This window comes from Microbacterium ginsengisoli, from assembly GCF_000956535.1.
Classification (GTDB): Bacteria; Actinomycetota; Actinomycetes; order Actinomycetales; family Microbacteriaceae; genus Microbacterium; species Microbacterium ginsengisoli.
Genome location: NZ_JYIY01000080.1, coordinates 1 through 22,916 on the forward strand (window position 1 = coordinate 1; position 22,916 = coordinate 22,916).

Here is a 22,916-nt window from a genome sequence, read left to right on the forward strand (position 1 = left end):
GGGTGAAGCACGTCGAGGTCCTCGTGAAGATCAGACAGTTAGCGCTACTGATCCTCGGGGACCTCGACCCCTACCCGCCGAACCCCACCCGGCAAGCCTCACCCCCACCGAATGTCCGAAGAGCCGGCAATCGCCGCGCCGACCGTGCCGTCGTTGTCGTAGTCAGGGTCGGTGACGATCAGGCGGAAGCCGTCGTCGATCGCCGCTGAGACGACATGGATGCCGCCGCTGCCCCGCACGCCCGCGACCGCCAGTCCGATCGGGGGGATGCTCGCCGAGGCGGGACGGGCAGGTGCGCTCATGGCGTCATCGCTGTCCGAACCTGCGCGCTGTCGACGATCTGCTCGAAGCTGACCACCCGGTCGGATGCCAGCCGCCAGATGTGCGCGACCCGCGCGGTGAACGGGCGCCCGGTCTGGCGGAAGGTGCCCGAGTAGGTGCCGATGCCGACCTGCACATCGCCCGCGTCGACGAGCTCGTCGAGGTCGAAGCGATAGCCGTCGAAGTCGCGGGCGAGGGCTTCGAAGACGTTGACGCGCACGGCATCGGGGCCGATGTACGTCCCCGCGCGTGGGAACCCGGCCGCCTCGGTCCATGTGGTGTCGGCCTCGATCGGCGCGAGCATCCCGGCGAGATCGCCGCCGGCACTCGCCTCGTAGTGGCGAGTGATGATGTCATGAGCGCGAGTCATGGCGGTGTCCTTTCGGTGGGTCAGACGGGCTGGACGTCGGGGTACACGACGTTGCCGAGCGGATAGATGTGGCCGCCCGCACGCCGGTGATCGGCGCCGCCGTCGGGTGCGGTGCCGAGGAAGATCCCCGTCGTTCGCAAGGCGTAGCCCAGGTCGTGCAGCCAGACGCTCGCCACCGGGATCACGAACTCGCGGAACGTGAACAGGTAGAGGCCGGAGTCGTCGAACTTCCACACCGTCGACATGTCGACGTCGCCGTGCCCGCGCTGCTCGCCGTGCAGACACTGCCAGCAGTAGCGTTCGCTCGAGAGGAACACGTGCTCGTACAGGTGCACAGGGCTGTAGCGCACGAGCTCGCGGAAACCGATCAGGTCACGAGAGGGCGCGGGCTTCACCCCCGTCACATCTTGTCCGACGACTCGCCCCGCGGCGATCGTCTGCTGCACGTGCGGCATTCCCGGTCGCGGCTCGCCGATCACGGAGTGGATGATCAGTGCGCGACCGGTCGTCTCCGACCAGAACACCGTGATCGCGTCCTGAGACCGCGACGCGAGGGGCAGGTTGAAGAACACCACGTCGTCGCGCACACGCACGGCGTCGTACGGGTCCACCGTGCCATCCGGTGCGCTCAGAAGGGCTGCCGACCGCCACCGGGCGGTGCCATCGGCCAGGACGTCCACGGCGAGACCGATGCCGCCGTCGAACTCCCAGGCGATCGATCGTCCGGCGAGGTCGGCCTGCGGCATCCGATAGGTGTCGATTCCGGTCGCGAAGTCGTCGTATGACTTCCACGTGCCCTGGTCGGCATCGTGGGTCGTGCGCGAGACGGTGACGTTCTCGGAATGGGACATCAGTGACCTCCGGTGAGAGTGGGTGAGGGGGAGGGGATGAGGAGTACGGCCTTGATCAGCCCCTCCGTACGACCGCGAACGGCGGCGAGCGCGGTGCTCGCCTCGTCGAGCGGGAAGATGTGGGTGATGAGCGAGGCGAACGGGAATCGCGCCTGATCGAGCAGCGTGATGGCGCGTTCATAGCCGCCCGCGGCAAGGAACGACGGCAGGATGTCGATCTCCCGGGTGAGGAGGTCCTCATCCGGTGCGATCGTGAGCGCCGCGCCGCCGCCACATGCCCCGGCGAGCACGACCCGACCGCCGCGCCGGACCAGACGGATCGCGTCCTGCTGCGCCGTGGGGTTCCCGGCGCACTCGATGACCACGTCCGGACCGCCGGGGAGCAGGTGGCGAATCCGCGAGTGGAGCTCGGCCCCGCGCTCTGCGAGGGTGTCCGTCGCGCCGAACGAGCGTGCGAGCACCCGCCGCTCGGGGCGACCGCCGACGACGATGACGTGCCGCGCGCCGGCCGCCGACGCCACCGCTGCGACGAGCAGACCGATCGGGCCTGGGCCGATGATCACGACGTCGTCGCCGAGGCCGACGCGACCGCGCTCGACCGCCCGCACCGCGACCGCGAGAGGCTCGGTGAGCACCGCGACGTCGTTCTGGAGTGTGGGCGGAAGCACGTGGATGACGCCCTCAGGGGGAACCACCAGGTGGGTGCCGTAGCCGCCGGTGAAGGGCGAGAGCGTGCGGGGGATGTTCACACCCATCTGGCGCCCCGCCGCAGGTGAGACCGCGGGATCGTCCCGCTCGCAGAGGTTGCGCCGACCCTCGCGGCATCGCGCGCACCGCCCGCAGGCCAGCAGCATCTCCACCACGACGCGATCACCGACGCGCAACCCGGGGCGGGCCGCCTCGGTGCCGATCGAGATCACCGTTCCGACGAACTCGTGACCGGGCACCAGCGGGAACGGGTCACCGATCTCGCCGTCGAGCAGATGCAGATCGGTTCCGCAGATGCCGACGCGGTCGACGGCGACCACGACATCGGATGCCGCGGGCACGGGTGCCGGGCCGGTGACCGTGTCGATCGTGCCGGGAGCGACGAACAGGACCTGCGTCGCCGTGCCGGTCGCGTCGTTCATGCGAGTGTCCTTCCCCGCGGCGCATCGTCGTGCCGCTGTGTGAAGGCTCGCGTGCCCGGACGCGGGGCGGTTGCGTCGGAGCGCGCAGATGTTGAATCGGCGCGCAGTGTGTCCCTCCCGGGGGCGACGTCAGCGGCGGGTCATCCGGGACCGGAACTCGGACGGGGTCTCGCCGTAGACAGACTTGAACGTGCGCGAGAAATGGGCCACGTCGGCGAACGACCAGCGGGCGGCGATCGCCGTCACGGTCATGTCCGCGAAGTCCGGGTCTGCGAGTTCGTCGCGGCATCGCTCGATGCGGCGCAGCCGGATGTAGGAGCCGACGCTCACCCCCTCGGACTGGAACAGCGAATGCAGATAGCGCACCGAGATGAAATGGGCGTCCGCGATGAGCGACGGCGTGACGCCCGGGTCTTCGAGCACTGCGTCGATGTACGAGTAGATCCGATCGATCAGCCGTTCGCCGCCAGCGCCCTCCGTCGCCGGCAGCGAGTCTCGCAGCAGGATGTTGACGAGGTCGACCGCATTGCGCGCCAATCGCCAGCCTGTCGCGGTGCTGACCGCCTCGAGTCGCCCGGCCAGTTGCAGGAGCACGCCGCCGACCATGCTCCCCAGGTGGTCGTCCTTGCCCAGCGCAGTCGCCGTCAGCCGGGCGATGCGATCGTCGGACAGGTCGACGAGCCGCTTGGGGAACATGGCGACGATCGTGCGGATCGATGAGTCGTCGAATGCGAGCGTGTACGGACGAGTCGTGTCATAGACGGCGATGTCGCCCGGTGACAGCACGACGTCGCGGCCGTCCTGGCAGATGAAGCCGGAGCCTTCGACCATCAGGCTCACCTTGTAGCTCGGTTCGGACTCCGACTCGGCGACGAGGCGGCGTGTGCGCTCGACCACATGCGGATCGGCGGCGATCTCGACGATCTTCAGGTCGCGCAGCTCGGCGCTGCGCGCCGCGGCGTGGAAATGGTGCGGGCGCCGACTGGAAACCTGCAGGGGGACGAACGTATCGCGCACCCTCTCACGGAAGGCCGTGAACGAGTCGATGTGGTGGAGCGGGCTCGGGGTGGCGTGGAGCATTCGGGGTTACCTCCAACGAGTCGCGGTCGCCGGTGACCGCGTGGTCTGCATCGTATATGACCGACGACGTCGCGGCTACGGCGCCTGGAAGACGTTGTGCACGCACGTGCAATGCGGGTGCCTCGCCGTTCAACGGCCCCCGCGCCGGTATTGCGAGGCTGTCCGCGACGCAGCTGTCCCTCGCGTCGCATCTCGTACGAAGGAGTACACCCATGAATCGCACCATGCGGGCACTGCTCGCGGTAGCGGCGACAACAGCTGTCATCGCTCTCGCGGGATGTGTTGCCGACACCTCCGCGTCCCCCACATCCGGCGGCTCGGCGGCCGCCGGGACGGCCGCGTGCGGCCTCGGCAACGGCCAGAAGGCCACCGGAACCCCGATCAAGGTCGTCGCCATCGCCACCGAATCCGGCGGCGTCGACTTCTCGTCCTCCCCGAATTCGGCCAAGGCCTACTTCGACTGCATCAACGACAACGGCGGGATCAACGGCCGCCCGATCTCCTACCAGGTCGGAGACGACGCCCTCGACCCCACCAGGACGGCGCAGATCGCGACCGGCTATGCGTCCGACTCCTCGATCGTGGCCTCGGTGGGCGACGCCTCGTTCGTCGGCTGCCAGCAGCAGAACGACGCCTACAAAGCGGCGGGGCTCTACTCGATCCTCGGCGTCGGGGTTCCGCAGTCCTGCTTCTCGTCGTCGAACCTCGCGCCCGTCAACGCCGGACCCCGCATCTCCGCCCTCGCCACGCTGCAGTACTTCGAGCGCGCCGGGCAGGCCGGCAAGTTCTTCGCGATCGGCATCAACACCCCGGGCAACGGCGACTGGGTGGCATCCGGAATCTCGGCCTACGCGAAGTCGAAGGGTATCGACCTCGTCGGCAATGTGCTCTCCGACCCGAACGAGAGCAACTGGCTTCCGCTCGTGAGCCAGATCTCCTCGAGCGGCGCGACGAGCCTCGTCATCGCGGACCCGGCGCCGATCACCGCGTCGATCCTCACCGCGGCCGAGCAGCAGGACGCGAAGGGGTCGATCCAGTGGTCGTGCACGGCATCCTGCTACGACAAGCAGTTCGGGCAACAGATCGGCCAGTACTGGGACGGCTTCGTCGCCAACTCCGAGCTGCAGCTCGTCACGACCACGACCGGCGCCGACCAGACCCTCTGGAAGGCCGTGATGGACAAGTACGCGGCCGCCGACGCGCCGCGCGACACGTTCAGCCAGGCCGGCTTCCTCGCCGCCAAGATCTTCACCGACACCCTCATCAAGCAGTTCCCGGATCCGTCGAAGATCACCCGCGACACCGTCTCGCAGGCGCTCCTCGGAATCAAGGGCTTCTCCTCCGACCTCCTGTGCGCCCCGTGGTACTACGGCGTCGCCGACCAGCATCACGCCAACCACGCGACCCGCATGGCAAAGCTCGTCAACGGCGAGTGGCAGGAGCTCGAGGGCTGCCAGAACGTGACGGACCCCGAACTGACTTCGATCGAACAGGCCGAGCAGTCCCAGGGTCTTCTGACGGGGAACTGATCACACCATGAATCTGCTGCCCTTCCTCGTCGCCGGCCTCGTGATCGGTTCGGTGTACGCCCTGTCCGGAGTCGGGGTGCTCGTGCTCTACCGCACGACCGGCGTCCTCAACTTCGCCCACGGCGCCATCGGTGCGTTGGCCGCGATGCTGCTGTGGCAGCTGGTTCCCACCCAAGGACGTCTGCAGCCCGCGATCGGGATCGCCGTGTGCATCCTGATCGCGGCTGCGGCCGCCCTGCTGTTCGGGCTGCTCGCCGGCCCCTATCTCGCGCGCATCGACGAGCTGCGCAAGGCGATCGCCACCCTCGGTTTCGCCCTCGTCATCATCGGCGTGCTGCTGTTCACCTGGAACGACAAGGCCCGCACTCTGCGGCTCGACACCAGCTCGATCGCGATCAACGTCGGCGGCACCCGCGTGAACCTCACGCAGATCATCTGCCTCCTGCTCGCCGTGCTCGTCGTCGTCGCCACGGTGCTGGCCTTCCGCTACACGAGCATCGGCATGTCGATGCGAGCGCTCGCCAGCGACCGCGAGCTCGCCTCGGTCGTCGGCACGAACGTGCGACTCGTCGAGAACGTCGCCTGGGCGCTGTCGGGCGCGATCGCCGGAGCCTCCGGCATCCTGCTCGCCAACCAGACCCGCCTGGAGCCCGCCTTCCTGACCTTCCTCATCATCCCCGAGCTCGCGGCCGTCGTGATCGGACGCTTCTCCTCACTGTGGCTCACGCTGGTCGGCGGACTCGTGATCGGTGTCCTGCAGACCCTCGCGTCAGCGTGGGAGCCGATCACCGCCTACGCGACGATCGTCCCCTTCCTCATCGCCACCGTCGTCATCCTCATCGGCCGACGTCGCGTGCTGACCATCGGAGTGGTGCGCTCATGATCTCCTTCCTCGCCCGCCGAAACACCCGTGTCGGCGCGATCGGCCTCCTCGTGGGCCTCGCGCTGGCGGTGGTCATCCCGTTCCTCCCCGGTATCGGCCAGGGGTCCGGCCTCTTCGCGCTCACCGCATGCGCGATCTACTCGCTCGCCGCCCTCGCCGCCGGCATCCTCTACGGGCGCCTCGGACTCGTGTCGCTCATGCAGATCGCCCTCGTCGCTGTCGGTGGATGGGTGACGCTGCGCCTCTACTACGCGACCGATCTGCCGTTCGAGCTGGTCGCGGTGGCGGCGGCCGTCGTCACGGCGCTCATCGGAACGCTCCTGAGCCTTCCCGCTCTCAAGCTCTCGGGACTCTCCCTCGCGATCGTGACCCTCATGATCGCGGGCGGCATCCAGGTCGTCATCACGGCGACCGGGTTCCCGAACGGCGGAACCGGGTTCTTCGGGCGTCTCCCCGCCGGCACGGTTCCCGACACCATGCCGCGGCCGACCTGGGGTGCCTCGGACGATGCCTACTTCCGGTATGTCGCGGTGGTCGTCGCGGTCGTGTTCCTCGCTGTCTGGTGGCTCCTGTCCTCCCGGGTGGGACGCGCCTGGGCGGCGATCCGGCAGGGTGAGGCGGGCGCCATCACCCTCGGCATCCCGGTGACGCGTTATCGCATTCTGGCCCTCCTGCTCACCAGCTTCATCACCGGTCTGTCGGGGGCGCTCCTCGCGGCCAACACGGGGGTGCTCGACTCCACCGGCACGACCTTCAGCGCGCAGCAGTCTGTGCTGCTGTTCGCGACGGTGCTCATCGGCGGCACGTTCTCACTGAGCGGCGCCGTGATCGGCGGCATCTTCTTCTACGGCGTGCCCGTGCTGCTCCAGGCCTGGGGAGTGAGCGGCGATCTCGTGTTCATCATCCTGGGCCTCGGCACGATCCAGGCCATCACGACCAATCCGATCGGCATCGCCGGCTCGCTCGCCGCGCTGGCGCGTCGATGGCGAACACCGCGCCGTGCCTCACGTGCACGCGAGGTGACCGCATGAGCCGCCTCGTCATCGATCGCGTCACCGTGCGCTATGGGGGCGTCACCCCGCTCGACGCGGTCAGTCTCGAGTTCGAGGACGGCGTCTGCGGGATCATCGGACCGAACGGTGCCGGCAAGACCACGACCTTCAACGTGCTCTCCGGGTTCGCCATCCCCGCGGAGGGGAGCGTGCACCTCGACGGGGAGTCGCTGCTGGCCGTGCCGCGGCATCGTCGCGCCCGCTGGGGGCTGCGCCGATCGTTCCAGCAGGAGCAGGTGATCCGGTCGTTGACCGTGCGTGAGAACCTCCTCCTCGCGGCGGAGAACTCGGGCGCGACCCGAGCGTCGGTCGACGCCGCGCTCGACTACGTGGGCCTGGATGGGCGGGACCGACTCGGAAGCGACCTCACGATCCTCGAACGGCGTCTCGTCGAGATCGCCCGCTGCGTCGTCGGCGAGCCGCGTCTCGTGCTGCTCGACGAGCCCGCCGCCGGTCTCGATCCGGCCGAGTCGGAGATGCTCCTCGGGGTGATCACCGGGATTCCGGCGACGACCGGCGCGCTGGTCCTCCTCGTCGACCACGACATGGATCTCGTGCGTGCCGCGTGCGCGACCGTCGCGGTGCTCGACTTCGGGCGCCGCATCGCGGCCGGGTCAACGGCCGAGGTGCTCACGTCCCCCGACGTCCGCAAGGCGTATCTCGGTATCGAGGAGGAGAAGGCATGAGCGAGCAGCTGGCGATCCGCGACCTCACTATCCGTCGTGGCGGGCGCGAGGTGGTGCGCGGTGTCGATCTCACCGTCCCGCGCGGCGAGGTGACGGCGCTGCTCGGGGCGAACGGGGCGGGGAAGTCCTCGCTCGTGCTGGCGGTCGCGGGGCTGCTGCGCGACATCCGCGGCGACATCGAGCTCGACGGCAGGGCGATCCGCGGGCTGCGTCCGAACCGGGTGCGGCGGGCGGGGCTCGCGACCATGCAGGAGGGCCACCGCGTCTTCACCGACATCTCGGTCGCCGACAACCTGAAGATCGCGGCTCTCCTCCTGCCGCGGCGCGACCGCGGTGCCGCCGTCGAGGAGATGCTCGACATCTTCCCCGAGATGCACGGGTTCGCCGACCGTGCGGCGGGCTCGCTCTCGGGCGGACAGCAGCAGATGCTCGCGCTCGCGAGCGCGCTCGCCGCCCGCCCCGAATACCTCGTCATCGACGAGATGTCGCTCGGACTGGCGCCGGTGATCGTCGCGCGTCTCGTACCGGTCCTGCGCAGCGTCGCCGCGCGCGGCGTCGGCATCCTTCTCATCGAGCAGTTCACCCATGTCGCGCTCGATCTCGCGACCTCGGCCGTCGTGCTCGCGCAGGGGGAGGTCACCCTCCGTGAGAGCGCGGCGACGCTCCGCGATCAGCCCGAGCAGCTCGCGGCCGCCTACCGACTCACCGAAGCAGAGGAGCAATCATGACCCACTACCCCTACATCGTCGTGGGCGCGGGGACGTCCGGATCGATCGTCGCCCGCCGACTCGCCGACGCCGGCAAGCGGGTGCTGATCGTCGAGGCGGGCCCCTCCAACTGCACCGAGCTCGTGCAGGACCTCAGTCACATCCCCGACCTCTGGCACACCGAGCGTGACTGGGACTACTACACGGCACCGCAGGCGCACGCGGCGGGCCGCCGCATCCATCTGCCGCGCGGGCGGGTGCTCGGCGGGTCCCATTCGCTGAACGCCGCGATCTGGGTGCGCTGCCTGCCGTCTGACTTCGATGGCTGGGCGGCAGACGGATGCCCCGGCTGGGCCTGGGCGGACGTCGAACCGGTCTACCGGCGCATCGAGGGCTGGCGCGGCGCGCCGGATCCCGCGCGCGGCACCGAGGGGCTGCTCCCGATCGAAGAGAACCAGCCGATGCATCCGATTCAGGAGTCGATCATCGACGCCGCCGTGGAGTGGGGGCTCGAGCGCAACCCCGACTACAACTCGGGGTCGATCGAGGGTGTCTCCCGCCAGCAGGTGACGGTCGAAGACGGCGACCGGGTGAGCACGTGGGACGCCTACGCGCACCCGGCCGTCGCTGCCGGAACGCTCGATGTGCGCACCGGGGTCGTCGTGCGGCGGGTCATCGTGGCGGACGGCCGTGCCACGGGGCTCGAGATCGAGTTCGACGGTCAGCTCGAGGTTCTGACGGCGGATGAGATCGTGCTGGCCGGGGGAACGTTCGGCTCGGCCGAGGTGCTGCTGCGCAGCGGCATCGGCCCGGCCGAGCAGCTCGCCGACCACGGCATCCCGCTGGTCGCCGACCTTCCCGTAGGCAAGAATCTTCACGACCACTATCTGGTGCCCGTCATCTTCGGCACCGAGCGGCCGGTCGAGGCGCCCGCCCCCCATCGCTCGGTCACGCAGAGCCATTGGTTCTGGAAGTCGGATCCCGCCCTCGAGGTGCCCGACACCCAGCCGATCACGTTCAGCGTGCCGATGCTCGAACCCGACATGTCGTTCGAGGGCACCGGGTTCACGCTCATGGCCGGGCTCGTGACGACCCACAGCCGTGGCGAGGTCACGCTCGCCGACGCCGGGGACCCTGCCGGCATCCGCATCGATCCGCACGTGCTGGAAGATCCGCGGGATCTCGCGAGCATCCTTGCCAGCGTGCGCCAGTGCCTCGAGGTGGGTGCGCAGCCCGCACTCGCCGACGCGTGGGGGGCGGCGGTCGTCTACCCTGCACCCGGCGCCGGCGACGATGCGCTGATCGCCTACATCCGCGAGCACGTCATCACCTACCACCACCAGGTCGGCACGTGCCGGATGGGCTCCGACGACCGTGCCGTGGTCGATCCGACGCTGCGCGTGCGCGGCGTCGCCGGTCTCACCGTGGCCGACGCGTCGGTCATCCCGACGGTCACCACCGGCAATACCAACGCTCCGGCCGCAGTCATCGGCGAGAAGGCGGCAGACTTCCTGCTCGCGTCAGCCGACGCGCCCGTCGCGGTCACCAACGCCGCCGTCTGAGCGCACCCGATCTCGAGGAGATGAGAACGATGAACCCCCTTCTGCAGCGCGTCAGCGTCGACGGCGGACGCCCGATTCCGGATGCCGCGACCGGCGAGACCATCGGCTACGCCCCCGAGCACGTCGTGAACGACCTCGAGGCGCTGATCACGAGGGCACGCATCGCGCAGCCGGCATGGGCAGCACTACCCGCCAGCGAGCGCGGCGCGCTGCTGCATGCGGCGGCCGAGCGGGTCGCGCTCGTCGCGGACGAGCTGGCCGACGCGGTCTCGCGCGAACAGGGCAAGCCGCTCAACGGCATCGGCGCCCGCGTCGAGGTGGGGGCGGTGCAGGGCTGGCTCCATGTGAACGCCGACCTCGAGGTGGCCCCCGAAGTGCTCGTCGACGACGCCGAGAACTACTCCGAGCTCATCTACAAGCCGGTGGGTCTCGTCGGCGCGGTGGGTCCGTGGAACTGGCCGCTCATGATCACGATCTGGCAGATCGCCCCGGCGCTGAAGATGGGCAACGCGGTCATCGTGAAGCCGTCGGAGTACACACCGCTGAGCGTGCTGGCGCTCGTCAGCATCTTGAACGAGGTGCTTCCCGAGGGGGTGCTGCAGGTCATCTCGGGCGGCCGGGCGGTCGGTGCGGCGCTGACGTCGCACCCCGCCTTCGGGAAGATCATGTTCACCGGTTCGACCGCGACGGGCAAGGCTATCGCCGCGGCATCCGCTCAGAACCTCACTCGGCTCACGCTCGAACTCGGCGGAAACGACGCCGGCATCGTGCTTCCCGGCACCGATATCGACGCCCACCTCGACGCGCTGTTCTGGGGCGCGTTCATCAACACCGGGCAGACGTGCGCCGCGCTCAAACGCCTGTACGTGCATGAGTCGCAGTACGAGCAGGTGCTCGACGCTCTCGCCCGGAAGGCCGCCGCAACCCCGATGGGGCGCGGCGTCGACGAGTCGAACGAGCTCGGTCCGCTGCAGAACGCGATGCAGTTCGACATCGTCGCGCGCCTCGTCGACGACGCGCGCGCCCGTGGACGCCGCATCGTGACGGGCGGCTCGCCCGCGCCACATCTCGGGCGCACGTTCTTCGAGGCGACGATCGTCGGCGATGCTGTCGACGGCGACCCGATCGTCGACGAGGAGCAGTTCGGGCCGGTGCTGCCGGTGATCCGCTACGACACGGTCGAGTCGGCGATCGCGTCGGCCAATCGACTGGATGCGGCACTCGGCGCGTCGGTGTGGGGCGACGATCCCGCGCAGACCCGTGAGGTGGCGCTGCGGCTCGAGGCCGGCACCGTGTGGATCAACAAGCACGGCGGGATCCACCCAATGGTGCCGTTCGGCGGCATCAAGGGATCGGGATACGGCATGGAGTTCGGGTTCGAGGGGCTGAAGTCCGTGGCGGTGCCCGTCGTCATCACGTCGCGATGAGCGTCATGCGCACCGCTCTGGTCACCGGCGCGGGCCGGGGCATCGGCCGAGCGTGCGCGCTCGCGCTCGCCGAGACGGGGGTGGCGGTGCTGGTGACGGACCTCGATGGGGATGCCGCGGACGCTGTGCGTGCGGAGATCGCGGATCGGGGCGGCGTGGCGCTGGCCCAGGCGCTCGACACGACCTCGAGCGAGGAGCACGCGCGCGCCATCGACCTCGTGCGCGCGCACTGGGGCGGGCTGGACGTGGCGGTGAACAACGCCGGGATCACGCAACCGGCGACGGACACGGCGGACATCTCGCCGGCGCAGTGGCGCCGCGTGCTCGACGTCAACCTCGATGGCGTCTTCTACGGCGTGCGCCTCCAGCTCCCCGCCCTGCTCGAGCGCGGCGGGGGAGTGATCGTCACGATCTCCAGCCTCGGCGGTGTGCGGGGGCTCGTCGGGATGTCTCCCTATGCGGCCGCGAAGCACGCGATCAACGGCCTGATGAAGACGGTCGCACTCGAGTACGGAAGTCGCGGTGTCCGGGCGTTGGCTGTCGGGCCGGCCTACGTCGCCACCGGTCTCGAGCGCAACCTGCCCGCGGACGTGCAGGCGAGCCTGCCCGGCCTGCACGCACTCAACCGCATCGGCCAACCGGAGGAGATCGGGGCGGCCGTCGCCTGGCTCGCCAGTCCCGCGGCAAGCCTTATCACGGGGTCGTACATCCCCGTCGACGGCGGCTACCTGGCGCGCTGATCGGCTGAGCGCCGCCTGCTCAGTCGGCCAGGGCGGCGTCGATGAGGGTTGCCGCCGCGGCGCGGGCCTGCGCCGCGGCATCCGTCGTTCCGGCGATGGCGGCGGTGGTCTGGGCGCCCTCGGCGAGGATCGCGAGCTGCGGAGCGAGACTCGCCGGGCCGCCGGCGTCGGCGACGAGCTCGGCGACGTACCGCTGGAAGTCGATCTTGTGCTCGCGCACGGTGCGGGCGACGGCCGGGTTGGCGGCACCGAGCTCGGCGAACGCGTTGATGAACCCGCAGCCGCGGAAGTCGGCCTCGTCGAACCAGCCGGCGAGGTAGTCGTAGACCGCGAGCAGCCGCTCGCGCGGGTCGCTGATCGCGTCGACCGCGCCGGTGACGCCGTCGGTCCACATGCCGTGGCGCTTGTCGAGCACGGCGAGGATCAGGTCGTCCTTCGATGCGAACTCCTTGTAGAGGGCCCGCAGCGAGACACCGGCGGCGTCGCGCACGGCGTCCATGCCGACCTGGCCGATGCCGCGCGTGTAGAAGAGGCCGTCCGCGGCGTCGACGATGTGCCCCCGAACCTCATCGCTCATGAGGGCAGTCTACTTGACAGTGAGAACGAGCGTTCTCTACAGTGGGGATCACGCGATGAGAACGCGCGTTCTCACTCTCTCGACCCCGAGACGCGCCCCACGAAGGAGACATCGGATCATGGCTGGAAACCCCCACAAGCTCGCCCTCGAGCCCGCCGCGCAGGCGTTCGTCGACGCCACCAGCGAGCCCCCGTTCCTCTACCAGCTCGCCCCCGCCGACGGTCGCGCCGCCGTGGACGGCGTGCAGGACGAGCCCATCGAGAAGCCCGAGATCGACGAGGAATGGGTCGAGATCGCCGGCGGACCCTCGGGTTCCGTGAAGGTTCGCATCGTTCGCCCCGCCGGCGCCACCGGTGTGCTGCCGGTCGTGCTCTACACGCACGGCGCGGGCTGGGTCTTCGGCGACGCGCACACCCACGACCGTCTCGTGCGCGACCTCGCCGTCGGTGCCCGTGCGGCCGTCGTGTTCCCCGAGTACGACCGTTCGCCCGAGGTGGGCTACCCGCACGCCATCGAGCAGGTCTGGGCGGCCGCGCAGTGGATCGTCTCCGACGGGGCATCCCATGACCTTGATGCCGCCAAGCTCGCCGTCGCCGGCGACTCGGTCGGCGGCAACATGACCGCCGCGCTCACCCTCCTCGCCAAGCAGCGCGGCGGCGTCTCGCCGGTCGCGCAGGTGCTCTTCTACCCTGTCACCGACGCCGCGTTCGACACGCCGTCGTACGAGACCTTCGCCGAGGGATACTTCCTCGCCCGCGAAGGCATGCGCTGGTTCTGGGACCAGTACACGACGAGCGAGAGCGACCGCGCCCAGATCACCGCGTCGCCGCTGCGCGCCGAGCTGTCAGACCTCGCCGGCCTTCCGCAGGCGCTCGTCATCACGGCAGAGGCCGATGTGCTGCGCGACGAGGGCGAGGCCTACGCGGCGAAGCTCCGTCAGGCGGGCGTTCCCACGACCGCCGTGCGCTACCAGGGCATCGTGCACGACTTCGTCATGGTGAACTCCCTGCACGCCACGCAGGCCGCGACAGCCGCGGTCGCCCAGGCGGTCTGGTTCCTGCGTCAGGCATTCTCTGGCGTAACGCGGGGAGGTTCCGACGGATCGCAGTAGAGTCGGCGGTGACCAACGGAGGTTTCCGGGCGGGGGGATCGAAGGGGGACGCATGGACACGGTCGTGCTCATCGCCGTTCTCTTCGTCGTCAGCGCCGTGGTCTTCGCGATCGTCGGAACCTCCTCGACCCGCGCCGCGGGAGCCGCAGCGGATGCGCAGCGGCTCATCCGGGCGGCCGGCGCAGCCGGCGTCGCCGCCGTCGCGTCGACGCTGCTCTATCTGCTCTACGCGGCCACTCCGGCTCTCACGACACTGATCATCGGAGACGTGGCCATGGTCACCGCTCCGGCGCTGATCTGGTTCGCGCTGCCGGCACCGAGAGCGGTGCGCACCGCGCGTGCCGCCGTCTCGGTGGCGTTGCTTCTCACGGTGTGGATGACGTCGGCCACGGCGCCGGTCGCCACCTCGGTGCTGGTCAAGACGATTGCGCTCGTCGTGATCACGGCCGGGGTGGCGATCGCCGTGCGGCGACGCGAGATGCGCGGCCGGCCCGGCGCGACGACGCTCTTCGCCACATTCGCGGGGTACGCCCTGTACTCGCTCGTGCGCGTGGTGCTCGGGATCGTCGCCGTCACCGGCGCGGCCCCGATCTCGAGCGACCTGTCGACGAACCTCACCAGCCTCGCGGGTGTGGCCGCGGTCATCGGAACGGGCATCGGATGCGTGCGCTTCGCGCGCACGAACCCCTCCTCGCGGGTCGCGCGGCCGGCGGCGCGGCTCGCCGGTGACGCAACGGCGACCGCGTGGACCGTGCGCGTCGCCGCTCCCGGGTCGCCCGATGAGCCTCCCCTCGGAGGAGCCGAACTGCTCGGAGCCGTGAGGGACCTGGATGCCGCAGCCACCCCGCACCGGAGCGGCCACGTCGTATTCCGCTCGACGCTTCCGCCCGACGCCGTGCGCGACATCCTCGTTCAGCGACTGGCACTCGCCGCGCACATCCCGCGCAGCGACGTGGCGAGCAGACTCACGATCGAGGCCGGGCCGGAGCCCGGCACTGCGGAGGGTTCCGCCCCGGAGTGAGGCGCGACATCCTCAGTCTCATCTGGGAACCGCGCCGCTACCGTTCGCCGAGGACGCGCACGGGGCGCGACGGAAGGGACCTGTCATGAGCGCAGGATCGACGCGTACGGCACCGTTCGGACTCGACCTCCCGATGGGGCGTGCTCAGCCGTCGGCGGTGCGCACGGTGATCGCGATCGTCGTCGCCGTGGTCGGCTCGATCGCCGCATGCGCCGTGCTCGCCGCGCTCGGGCCGATCGTGTTCCCGCGCACCGTCGGCTATGAGCACTACGCCTTCGCGGACTACGCCAAGCTCACGACGATCGGCGTGATCGGGGCCGGCATCGGCTGGCCGATCGTGACCCTCTTCTCCACCCGCGCCGCGCGGCTCTATCTCTGGCTCGCGATCATCGTGACCGTCGTCTCCTTCGCCCCCGATCTCTGGATCTGGTGGAAGGGTCAGGACGGCCAGGCGGTGTTCGTGCTGATCGTCATGCACGTGGCCGTCGCGGCGGTCACCTACCCGGCGATGGTCTTCATCGCGCCGCAGCGCCGCCGCGCCTGACGACGCGAGGTCATCCGCAGGCGCGCGATAATCGCCGCATGTACGGGGAACGGTATGAACGCTGGCGGCGACTGACGGAGTGGCCGCTCACGGCGGGCGGGAGCCTCTTCCTGCTGCTGTACGCCATCAATGTGCTCGCCCGCCCGACGGGCGGAGTCGCGATCGGTGTCACCGCGTTGCTGGTGGCGACGTGGCTGTTCTTCTTCGTCGACTACGTCGTGCGACTGGTGCTCGCCGAGCAGCGACGCCGGTGGTTCGTGCGACATCTGCTCGATCTCGCGGTCGTCGTGCTGCCGATGTTCGGCACGCTGGAGGTCATCCGGTACCTCATGGTATTCGCGCTGATCCAACGGGGCACGGTGTCGATCCTGCGGGGGCGCGTGATCGTGTACGCGGCGGGCACCACGGCGCTGACGGTGTTCGTGAGCGCGCTCGCCGTGTACGACGTCGAACGCGGAAGCCACGGGCCGATCGTCACGTTCGGCGACGCGATCTGGTGGGCGTGCACGACGATCACGTCGGTCGGCTACGGCGACTACTACCCGGTGACGACCACCGGTCGCATCGTGGCGATCGCGCTGATGGTGGGCGGCATCGCGCTCATCGGCGTCGTGACCGCGACCATCGCCTCGTGGATCATCGAACGCGTGGCGGCGTCCTCTCCCGCACCTCCCGTGCCGGCAGAGCTCGTCGCGCAGCTGCGGGACGAGATCGCGGCGCTCCGCGCCGAGCGACAGGCGGATGCCTCGGCCGCGCCGCCGTCCGCCGCCGCCGCGCGGGTCGTCGACCCGCCGGCATGAGCGGTCAGTTCACGCAGGGGAGCACGCCGGATTCCATGGGCTGCTGCGAGTTCGTGTAAGTCTGCGAGGTCGGCGCCGGAGTGGGCGCGGCGGATGCGGTCGAGCTCGACGTCGCCGTGGGCGCGGGGGTCGCTGTGGCGGTGGGCGGGTTGATGAGGTTCTGCACGATGGCGGCGATCTTCGTCTGGTCGACGATGTTGACGCTCTGACCGTCGATGGTGCCGAACTTCTCGATCGGGAGGGTCTGGAACGTGATGTTGCCTCCGGCCAGCCGCTGCGCGTCGCTCGCGAGGCTCAGCAGGTCGAATCCGGAATCGAGTGCGACGTACTGCTTCGCGGTGTCGATGAGCGTCTGCAACGTGCCGAGGTTCGTGAAGGTCTGCGTCTGCTTGAGCTTCAGCGCGAGCGAGACCATGAACGCCTGCTGGCGACGTGTGCGGTCGAGGTCGGTGAGGAAGACGTTCTTGTACTGCGTATCGCGGCGCTGGCGCACGAAGGCCATCGCCTGCGAGGCATCCAGCTGCTGCACGCCGGCGGGGAAGTTCGCGCCCGAGTAGTAGTCGGCGGTCGCATGGTTGAGGCAGACGGTGATCGGCTGAACGGCCTGGGCGACGCGATAGAACGCCGCCATCGTCACCTCGACGAAGTGGTCGATGCGCACCCCGCCGAGGAACTGCGAGACGGTCTGGATCTCTGCTTCGCGGGCGTCGTCGCGCGCCTGCTGGTAGGCGGTCGCCTTCGGCGTGCCCTTCGCGAGCAACGCGTTGTACGAGGCATCCAGTGTGCGGCCGTAGTCCTCCTTGATCTTGCCGTGCGTGACGCCGGCGGGCTTGTTCGCGTAGGCCACGTAGTCGTCGCGGGGGATCGATACACCGACCGCGGGGCCGCCTCCGGCGGGGATGTGGATGTACATCAGCACGTTGGTGTTGTAGCCGCCGACGCTCTCGTCCTCCGCGTGGATGGCGTTGTAGATGTCCTGCGGGTAGGGGTTGCCATCCTCATCGACGCGGCTGTCGAGGCCCATCACGAGGATGTTGACCTCGCCGGTGTTCTGCGCGACGCCGCCGTCGGGCATCGAGATGTCCGATCGGTGGATGCCGTTCAGGTCGGCGAGGGTCATCACGATGCCGACCGCGGCGACGATCACGGCGATCGTGACGACGGCGAGGGCGCTGAAGATGATCCGGCGGCGGATGATCACTCGGCGGGAGACGGGCTTCGAACGGCGTGACACCGCCTCATCGTGACGGCGTGCGCTTATCTACCGCATGTGAATGTGCTGTCGGGAACCTGGATGCCGCGGCGCGAACGCCGAACGCCGGGTCGCACCTCGTGCGGCCCGGCGTTCGTGGGGTGGAGTCAGTGTGCGGCGTCGTACGCGTCGAGAACCTGAGCGGGAACGCGCCCGCGCTCGGAGACGGTGAAGCCGTTCGCGGCGGCCCACGCGCGGATCGCGGTGTAGTCGCGCTGCGCTCCCGCCGACTTCCGCTTGCGGGCGCCCGCGGATGCCGACGACGTCGATGTCGATCGGCCGGCGCTCACGTACGGGGCGAGGATGTCGCGGAATGCCGCGGCGTTCGCGTCGGAGAGGTCGAGTTCGTATGCGCGACCGTCGAGAGAGAAATTCACGGTCTCTCCCTCGCCGACTTCAAGGACGGTTCCGTCGATATCGTCGACGAGTTGATGCACAATTCTGCGAGCCATGCTCATAACAGTACGTTCTCTTCTCGTGTTATTCGGCGACGCGCCCGAATTGTCAGAAAATCCATCGATCCCGACACGACCGCCCGCGTGATCACCGTCGACGGTGCGGCGCTGCCGTCCGTAGCCCTCGGAATACCGCGAGTTTCGGCCGCTGAGTGAATGCGCCGGCCGCGATGTTCCCCCATTCGACGACGCGGATATTCCGGAGGAATGGCGGATGCCGCACGCGCACGTCGCTTGACGGAAGGACCGAAATGCATGTGCCGTGCCGAATGCGTGAATTCGACCCTTGTCGCGGAAGCGCCACAGAATCGCGCGCGGGGTGAAAAGAGTCCACGGCGGTCTGTGCGTTGTCGTCGACGTCGACGTAGATGGCGACGATGTCGAAGAAGAGCCCGGGCGGCGGCCGGCCTACACGGACGCGCCGGCCCGGGAGCGTTCGAGATCGATGAGCTGCTGCTTGATCTCGGGATGTCCGCCGTAATCGCCGATCGAGCCGTCGGCGCGCACGACGCGGTGCACGGGCACGACGATCGAGAACGGACTGAGCCGGCACGCGGTTCCCACCGCGCGGTGAGCGCGCGGGCGACCGGCCATCACGGCGACCTCGCCGTAACTCGCCGTCTCGCCGTAGGGGATGTCACCGACGGCCTGCAGGGCCTCGCGGGTGAAGCCGTCGGTGAGGCGCCAGTCGAGCGCGAGCCGACACGGGTCGCTTCCGCCGTCGAAGTATCCGTCGAGCCATGCGGTGAGCTCGGTGGCGGGTCGCTCGTCGTGCACCGGTTCGGCGTGAAGCGCGAGCGAGATCTCGGCGATCGCGACATCGAGCGGTCGGTGCAGCACCTCAAGGGCGACGAGCCCTTCAGACGTGTGCACCATGAGCACTTCGCCGACGGGTGTCGGGTGGGTCGAGAAGGTCGGGTCGGTCATGGCTCCATCATGACGAGCGGCGACAGGGGAGTGGCATCCGACCGCTCGGTCTGAGGGAGCTGCCGCTCGTCGGCGCGCGGGGGAGGAGGCGCCGTGCGGCGTGTCGCCAATCCCGCGAAACCCGCCGGGAATGCCGGGAACCGCGGATTTGCGCCCGTATGGTGACCGTGTGTGGCGAGGCGACAGAACGGCGACGGCGAGCGAGAGCATCGCGGCGCGCGGTGAGGAACAGCCGGAGGCGGTGGCCGCGGCATCCGATGTGTTCTCCCTCGACGAGGCTCGCGCGCGGCTGCGCGCGCAGGCGACGCTCGTGGGCGGGCGGTCGACCCTGCTGCACTACGACGACACCGCCGAGAGCGGTATCGACATCACCAAGGCCCACCCCGGGAGCCTCCCGCAGTTCCTGACCGGTCGGGCGACGCTCCTGTCGAATCTGTTCCGCGACGAGGTCGCAGGCCGCACGGCGCGCATCGCCGGCGCGCGGGTCACCACCAAGCACGTCGAACTGCGCACCGCGCGCGGCCTCGACAGCGTCTTCCTCGCCGTCGGCATGGCGTCGTGGCGCATCGGCGGGCTGGTCTGCATCGCACCCGTCCTGCTGCGCCCGGTCGCGATCCGCCGCAACCAGGCCGACTTCGAGCTGAAGCTCCACGGATCTTTCGTGGTCAACCCCGAGCTGGTCGCCGCCCTCGGCACCCACTTCGGCATCCGGCTCGACGGTGCCGCGCTGGCCGCCCTCGCCATCGAGGACGGCGTCTTCAAGCCGCAGCCGGTCATCGACCACCTGCGGGCGCTCACCGCGCACATCCCGTCGTACACGGTGAAGCCGCGCCTGGTGGTCTCCAACTTCGCCGACGTCGGCTCGGCGCTGGCCCGCGACATCCCCGAGACAGGTCATCTCGCCCTCGACGCCCTGCTCGGCGAGCCCGTCTCGCGTGACCGTCTGCGCGTTCCACGGGAGCTTCCCGCGCAGGTCGGCCCCGACGAGCGCGCGCCGTCCGCCGACCTGCTGCTGCTCGACGCCGACGCGGAGCAGGAGCGCGTGCTCGCCCGCATCGGCGCGGGGCACTCGCTCGCGGTGCACACCCTGCCGGGCACCGGCGGCACCCAGACCGTCATCAACGCCCTCGGCGTGCTCGTGCGCCAGGGCAAGCGGGTGCTGGTCGTGAGCGCCCGCCGTTCGACGCTCGACGGCATCCGCCATCGCCTCGCCGGCATCGGTCTCGACGCACTCGCCATCTCTCCGCGCCACGTGCGGCGCGACCTCATCCGCGCGATCGGACGCAACGAGAAGTCGACCGCGCCGCAGGTGGCCGACATCGACGACGCGCTGCTGCGACTGCGCACCGTGCTGCGCGACTACCGCGGCGCCCTCACCGTCGACCATCCGTCACTGGGGGTCACCGCCCTCGACATCGTGCGGGAGCTCACCCGCCTCGCGCAGCTCTCGCCTGCCCCGTCGACGTCGGCCCGCTTCGATGTGGCCACCCTCGAGCGCCTCCGCGACAAGCGCCAGGCGGCGGCCGAGAAGCTGCGCGCCGTCGCGCGTCTCGGCGAGTTCCGCTTCGGCCCCGACGACTCACCGTGGTACGGCGTGACGTTCTCGACCACGGATGCCGCGCGCGACGCGCACGCCCTGGCGGGCAAGCTCAGCCGTCAGGCCGTGCCGAGCCTGCTCGAGCGCGGCTACGAACTCATCGCGCAGACGCGGATGCGTCCCTTCCGCACGATCGACGAGCTGGGTGAGTTCCTGCGTCTGCTGCAGGGCATCCGCCAGTCGCTCGAGCGCTTCACGCCGACCGTGTTCGACCGGCCGCTCGTCGAGCTCATCGCGGCCCACTCGCCCCGTCGCGACGTCGGGATGTCGAGCGCGAACCGTCGCCGCCTGAAGAAGCTGTCGCGCGAGTACGTGCGACCGGGCGCGCACGTCACCGACATGTACGAGGCGCTGCTGCGCATCCAGCAGCAGCGCACCGAGTGGGCGCGGCTCACCGAGGCGGGCGTCATCCCCGAGGTCCCGGTCGGGCTCGCCGACGTGCACGTCGCGTGGCAGCACGTCGACGCCGAGCTCGGCGACCTCGACCGCATCCTGCAGCGCGACGAGGCCCACCGCCTCGCCGCCCTTCCGCTGCCGCAGCTGCTGCGCACCCTGGCAGGGCTCGCGGCCGAGTCGGCGTACTTCGACAACCTGGTCGAGCGAGCCGGCATCCGCACCGATCTCGCGCGCGGCGGACTCGAGCCGCTGATGACCGACCTCTCGGTGCGTCACGTTCCCGAGGGCCAGGTGGGCGCCGAGCTCGAGTTCGCCTGGTGGCAGTCGGCGCTCGAGCACCTGCTGCGCACCGACCGGGCGCTGCTCGGCGCGAACACGTCGGTCGTCGATCGTCTCGAGCGCGACTTCCGGTTGGTCGACGAGGCGCACGCCGCGGCATCCGGCCCGCTCCTGGCGGCGCAGCTGGCGACTCAGTGGCGCATCTCGCTCGTCGACGAGCACGACGAGGCGGTCGCGCTCAAGCAGGCGCTGCGCGACGGCGTGAACAGCGCGGGCGCGCTGGCCCGCACCGCCCCGAGCCTGATGCGCACGCTCGCACCGGTGTGGCTGGCGACCCCGTACGACGTGCCGCTGCTGCGCGACGTTCCCGACGTCGACGTCGTGATCGTGGCGGATGCCGCGGCCCTCTGCCTCGCCGAGGCTGCCCCCGCCATCCGCCGCGGCCGTCAGCTGGTGCTGGTGGGCGACCCCGTCACGCAGAAGCCCACGCCGTTCACGGTCGGGTCGGCGGCCGCGGTCGAGGCGGATGAGTTCGACGAGCCCTTCGACGAGACGTCGCTGTTCGACCGGGCCGAGGGACTCGTCGACGTCGAGACGCTCACCCGCAGCTACCGCGCCGGCGGCGAGGACCTCGCGAGCCTCGTCAACGACGCGTTCTACGGCGGCGAGATCTCGTCGCTGCCGTGGGCCGGCTCCTATCTCGGACGCGGCAGCCTCAGCGTGGACTACGTCGAGGGCGGCGTCGGCACACCCGATCCCATCTCGGGTGCCGTCGAGAGTCCCGAGGTCGAGGTCGCCCGCGTCGTGACCCTCGTCACCGAGCACGCGATCAACCGCGGCACCGAGTCGCTCATGGTCATCACGGCCTCCAAGCGCCATGCCGAGCGCGTGCGCGCGGCGGTCGAGGCCGCGTTCGCCGGTCGCTCGGATGTCGCCGACTTCCTCTCCCGCGACACGGCCGAGCCGTTCGCGGTGCTCACCCTCGAGGAGTCCGTCGCCGAGAGCCGCGACCGCGTGGTCTTCTCGCTCGGCTTCGGACTCACCCGCCACGGCCGCGTGCTCAGCGACTTCGGCGACCTGTCGACCCCCGACGGCGAACGCCTCCTGACGGTCGGGATGACCCGTGCCCGCCGCTCGATGGTGATCGTCTCGTGCATCCGGCCCACCGCCTTCGACGAAGGGCGGCTCGCGCACGGTGCGGCGACGCTCATGTCGATCCTCGGCGGTATCGCCGACCGCACCCGTCACGCCGTGTTGGAGGATCTCGCCGACCCGCTGACGAAGGTGCTCGCTCGTGAGCTGCGCGCCCGCGGCCTCGCGGTCGACGTGCACTACCGCGGGCTGCTCACCCTCGTCGCCCACCACGAGGGCAAGGCCGTGGTCGTCGAGAGCGACCCCGAGACCCAGGGGGACTCGCTGCGCGAGTCGCTGCGGCTGCGCCCGCAGATCCTGCGTCGCCTGGGTTGGCACTACGCCCGTGTGCATGCGTTCGACCTCTACAGCGACCCCGCGGGTGTCGCGACCCGTATCGCGGCGATGCTCGGCATTGCGCCGGGCACCGGCGAAGCACCCGTCATCGAAGAGGCACGCACCGCGCCGCTCGACGACCTCGGGTGAGC

22 protein-coding genes are annotated in these 22,916 nt (G+C 69.9%); 13 read left to right on the top strand and 9 right to left on the bottom strand.

Annotated elements, in window-relative coordinates:
- Positions 1–98: 98 nt before the first annotated feature.
- The 5 genes from RR49_RS13245 to RR49_RS13265 form a co-directional block, all read right to left on the bottom strand.
- On the bottom strand, positions 99–302 hold the full coding sequence (locus RR49_RS13245; protein ID WP_045248579.1) for an aldo-keto reductase family protein: 204 nt from the start codon (positions 300–302) through the stop codon (positions 99–101).
- Positions 299–691 carry a nuclear transport factor 2 family protein gene (locus tag RR49_RS13250; protein WP_045248580.1) on the bottom strand — a complete coding sequence of 131 codons (393 nt, stop codon included), beginning with the start codon at positions 689–691 and terminating at the stop codon, positions 299–301. The genes RR49_RS13245 and RR49_RS13250 overlap by 4 nt, the downstream gene beginning before the upstream one ends.
- A 20-nt stretch (positions 692–711) precedes the next feature.
- Positions 712–1,542, bottom strand: coding sequence for a MoaF C-terminal domain-containing protein (locus RR49_RS13255; protein ID WP_045248581.1), 831 nt, complete (start codon positions 1,540–1,542; stop codon positions 712–714).
- Entirely contained in the window at positions 1,542–2,672 is a 1,131-nt protein-coding gene (locus RR49_RS13260) for a zinc-dependent alcohol dehydrogenase (protein WP_045248582.1), read from the bottom strand. The genes RR49_RS13255 and RR49_RS13260 overlap by 1 nt, the downstream gene beginning before the upstream one ends.
- Positions 2,673–2,801: 129 nt before the next feature.
- Positions 2,802–3,752 carry an AraC-like ligand-binding domain-containing protein gene (locus tag RR49_RS13265; protein WP_045248583.1) on the bottom strand — a complete coding sequence of 317 codons (951 nt, stop codon included), beginning with the start codon at positions 3,750–3,752 and terminating at the stop codon, positions 2,802–2,804.
- Between the two features lie 212 nt (positions 3,753–3,964).
- Between RR49_RS13265 and RR49_RS13270 the strand changes: the two genes are divergently transcribed.
- From RR49_RS13270 to RR49_RS13305, 8 genes are read left to right on the top strand one after another with little or no spacing between them, the layout of a single operon-like run.
- Positions 3,965–5,281 (top strand): ABC transporter substrate-binding protein, encoded by a 1,317-nt coding sequence (locus RR49_RS13270; protein ID WP_048808796.1) that lies wholly within the window; start codon positions 3,965–3,967, stop codon positions 5,279–5,281.
- Between the two features lie 7 nt (positions 5,282–5,288).
- Positions 5,289–6,164: a branched-chain amino acid ABC transporter permease gene (locus tag RR49_RS13275; protein WP_045248584.1), complete on the top strand. Its 876-nt coding sequence runs from the start codon at positions 5,289–5,291 to the stop codon at positions 6,162–6,164.
- On the top strand, positions 6,161–7,195 hold the full coding sequence (locus tag RR49_RS13280) for a branched-chain amino acid ABC transporter permease (protein WP_045248585.1): 1,035 nt from the start codon (positions 6,161–6,163) through the stop codon (positions 7,193–7,195). The genes RR49_RS13275 and RR49_RS13280 overlap by 4 nt, the downstream gene beginning before the upstream one ends.
- Complete coding sequence (locus tag RR49_RS13285; protein ID WP_045248586.1) at positions 7,192–7,902, top strand: ABC transporter ATP-binding protein; 711 nt, start codon at positions 7,192–7,194, stop codon at positions 7,900–7,902. Before RR49_RS13280 ends, RR49_RS13285 begins: the two co-directional genes overlap by 4 nt.
- The gene (locus RR49_RS13290; RefSeq protein ID WP_045248587.1) at positions 7,899–8,630 is read left to right on the top strand and encodes an ABC transporter ATP-binding protein; all 732 of its coding nucleotides are present in this window, start codon (positions 7,899–7,901) and stop codon (positions 8,628–8,630) included. Before RR49_RS13285 ends, RR49_RS13290 begins: the two co-directional genes overlap by 4 nt.
- Positions 8,627–10,171: a GMC family oxidoreductase gene (locus RR49_RS13295; protein ID WP_045248588.1), complete on the top strand. Its 1,545-nt coding sequence runs from the start codon at positions 8,627–8,629 to the stop codon at positions 10,169–10,171. Before RR49_RS13290 ends, RR49_RS13295 begins: the two co-directional genes overlap by 4 nt.
- A gap of 20 nt (positions 10,172–10,191) precedes the next feature.
- On the top strand, positions 10,192–11,598 hold the full coding sequence (locus RR49_RS13300) for an aldehyde dehydrogenase family protein (RefSeq protein ID WP_045248589.1): 1,407 nt from the start codon (positions 10,192–10,194) through the stop codon (positions 11,596–11,598).
- Between the two features lie 5 nt (positions 11,599–11,603).
- On the top strand, positions 11,604–12,338 hold the full coding sequence (locus RR49_RS13305; RefSeq protein WP_245610990.1) for an SDR family NAD(P)-dependent oxidoreductase: 735 nt from the start codon (positions 11,604–11,606) through the stop codon (positions 12,336–12,338).
- Between the two features lie 19 nt (positions 12,339–12,357).
- Here RR49_RS13305 and RR49_RS13310 read toward each other — a convergent pair whose 3' ends face one another.
- Positions 12,358–12,915 (bottom strand): TetR/AcrR family transcriptional regulator, encoded by a 558-nt coding sequence (locus tag RR49_RS13310; protein WP_045248591.1) that lies wholly within the window; start codon positions 12,913–12,915, stop codon positions 12,358–12,360.
- A gap of 118 nt (positions 12,916–13,033) precedes the next feature.
- Here RR49_RS13310 and RR49_RS13315 point away from each other — a divergent pair, with 118 nt between their 5' ends.
- The 4 genes from RR49_RS13315 (at position 13,034) to RR49_RS13330 (ending at position 16,391) form a co-directional block, all read left to right on the top strand.
- On the top strand, positions 13,034–14,026 hold the full coding sequence (locus RR49_RS13315) for an alpha/beta hydrolase (RefSeq protein WP_045248592.1): 993 nt from the start codon (positions 13,034–13,036) through the stop codon (positions 14,024–14,026).
- A 52-nt stretch (positions 14,027–14,078) separates the two neighbouring features.
- Positions 14,079–15,047: a hypothetical protein gene (locus RR49_RS13320; RefSeq protein WP_045248593.1), complete on the top strand. Its 969-nt coding sequence runs from the start codon at positions 14,079–14,081 to the stop codon at positions 15,045–15,047.
- Between the two features lie 85 nt (positions 15,048–15,132).
- Positions 15,133–15,591 carry a DUF6069 family protein gene (locus RR49_RS15185; RefSeq protein WP_048808798.1) on the top strand — a complete coding sequence of 153 codons (459 nt, stop codon included), beginning with the start codon at positions 15,133–15,135 and terminating at the stop codon, positions 15,589–15,591.
- Between the two features lie 38 nt (positions 15,592–15,629).
- A complete protein-coding gene (locus RR49_RS13330; RefSeq protein WP_045248594.1) occupies positions 15,630–16,391 on the top strand; it encodes a potassium channel family protein in 762 nt (253 codons plus the stop codon).
- A 4-nt stretch (positions 16,392–16,395) separates the two neighbouring features.
- On the opposite strand, the gene RR49_RS13335 is transcribed toward RR49_RS13330, so the two are convergent.
- The 3 genes from RR49_RS13335 to RR49_RS13345 all read right to left on the bottom strand — a co-directional run bounded on the left by RR49_RS13335 (position 16,396) and on the right by RR49_RS13345 (position 19,025).
- Complete coding sequence (locus RR49_RS13335; protein WP_045248595.1) at positions 16,396–17,625, bottom strand: LCP family protein; 1,230 nt, start codon at positions 17,623–17,625, stop codon at positions 16,396–16,398.
- Between the two features lie 125 nt (positions 17,626–17,750).
- The gene (locus tag RR49_RS13340; RefSeq protein ID WP_045248717.1) at positions 17,751–18,095 is read right to left on the bottom strand and encodes a histone-like nucleoid-structuring protein Lsr2; all 345 of its coding nucleotides are present in this window, start codon (positions 18,093–18,095) and stop codon (positions 17,751–17,753) included.
- A gap of 411 nt (positions 18,096–18,506) precedes the next feature.
- Positions 18,507–19,025, bottom strand: a complete 519-nt coding sequence (locus RR49_RS13345; protein ID WP_045248596.1) for a methylated-DNA--[protein]-cysteine S-methyltransferase — start codon at positions 19,023–19,025, stop codon at positions 18,507–18,509.
- A 130-nt stretch (positions 19,026–19,155) separates the two neighbouring features.
- Between RR49_RS13345 and RR49_RS13350 the strand changes: the two genes are divergently transcribed.
- Complete coding sequence (locus tag RR49_RS13350) at positions 19,156–22,914, top strand: AAA family ATPase (protein WP_416361449.1); 3,759 nt, start codon at positions 19,156–19,158, stop codon at positions 22,912–22,914.
- The last annotated feature ends 2 nt before the right edge of the window (positions 22,915–22,916 follow it).

What these genes read in the sequence shown, in the direction of transcription:
- RR49_RS13245 (WP_045248579.1), bottom strand. Translation starts at nt 302, where the DNA reads ATGAGCGCACCTGCCCGTCCCGCCTCGGCGAGCATCCCCCCGATCGGA.
- RR49_RS13250 (WP_045248580.1), bottom strand. Translation starts at nt 691, where the DNA reads ATGACTCGCGCTCATGACATCATCACTCGCCACTACGAGGCGAGTGCC.
- RR49_RS13255 (WP_045248581.1), bottom strand. Translation starts at nt 1,542, where the DNA reads ATGTCCCATTCCGAGAACGTCACCGTCTCGCGCACGACCCACGATGCC.
- RR49_RS13260 (WP_045248582.1), bottom strand. Translation starts at nt 2,672, where the DNA reads ATGAACGACGCGACCGGCACGGCGACGCAGGTCCTGTTCGTCGCTCCC.
- RR49_RS13265 (WP_045248583.1), bottom strand. Translation starts at nt 3,752, where the DNA reads ATGCTCCACGCCACCCCGAGCCCGCTCCACCACATCGACTCGTTCACG.
- RR49_RS13270 (WP_048808796.1), top strand. Translation starts at nt 3,965, where the DNA reads ATGAATCGCACCATGCGGGCACTGCTCGCGGTAGCGGCGACAACAGCT.
- RR49_RS13275 (WP_045248584.1), top strand. Translation starts at nt 5,289, where the DNA reads ATGAATCTGCTGCCCTTCCTCGTCGCCGGCCTCGTGATCGGTTCGGTG.
- RR49_RS13280 (WP_045248585.1), top strand. Translation starts at nt 6,161, where the DNA reads ATGATCTCCTTCCTCGCCCGCCGAAACACCCGTGTCGGCGCGATCGGC.
- RR49_RS13285 (WP_045248586.1), top strand. Translation starts at nt 7,192, where the DNA reads ATGAGCCGCCTCGTCATCGATCGCGTCACCGTGCGCTATGGGGGCGTC.
- RR49_RS13290 (WP_045248587.1), top strand. Translation starts at nt 7,899, where the DNA reads ATGAGCGAGCAGCTGGCGATCCGCGACCTCACTATCCGTCGTGGCGGG.
- RR49_RS13295 (WP_045248588.1), top strand. Translation starts at nt 8,627, where the DNA reads ATGACCCACTACCCCTACATCGTCGTGGGCGCGGGGACGTCCGGATCG.
- RR49_RS13300 (WP_045248589.1), top strand. Translation starts at nt 10,192, where the DNA reads ATGAGAACGATGAACCCCCTTCTGCAGCGCGTCAGCGTCGACGGCGGA.
- RR49_RS13305 (WP_245610990.1), top strand. Translation starts at nt 11,604, where the DNA reads ATGCGCACCGCTCTGGTCACCGGCGCGGGCCGGGGCATCGGCCGAGCG.
- RR49_RS13310 (WP_045248591.1), bottom strand. Translation starts at nt 12,915, where the DNA reads ATGAGCGATGAGGTTCGGGGGCACATCGTCGACGCCGCGGACGGCCTC.
- RR49_RS13315 (WP_045248592.1), top strand. Translation starts at nt 13,034, where the DNA reads ATGGCTGGAAACCCCCACAAGCTCGCCCTCGAGCCCGCCGCGCAGGCG.
- RR49_RS13320 (WP_045248593.1), top strand. Translation starts at nt 14,079, where the DNA reads ATGGACACGGTCGTGCTCATCGCCGTTCTCTTCGTCGTCAGCGCCGTG.
- RR49_RS15185 (WP_048808798.1), top strand. Translation starts at nt 15,133, where the DNA reads ATGAGCGCAGGATCGACGCGTACGGCACCGTTCGGACTCGACCTCCCG.
- RR49_RS13330 (WP_045248594.1), top strand. Translation starts at nt 15,630, where the DNA reads ATGTACGGGGAACGGTATGAACGCTGGCGGCGACTGACGGAGTGGCCG.
- RR49_RS13340 (WP_045248717.1), bottom strand. Translation starts at nt 18,095, where the DNA reads ATGGCTCGCAGAATTGTGCATCAACTCGTCGACGATATCGACGGAACC.
- RR49_RS13345 (WP_045248596.1), bottom strand. Translation starts at nt 19,025, where the DNA reads ATGACCGACCCGACCTTCTCGACCCACCCGACACCCGTCGGCGAAGTG.
- RR49_RS13350 (WP_416361449.1), top strand. Translation starts at nt 19,156, where the DNA reads ATGCCGGGAACCGCGGATTTGCGCCCGTATGGTGACCGTGTGTGGCGA.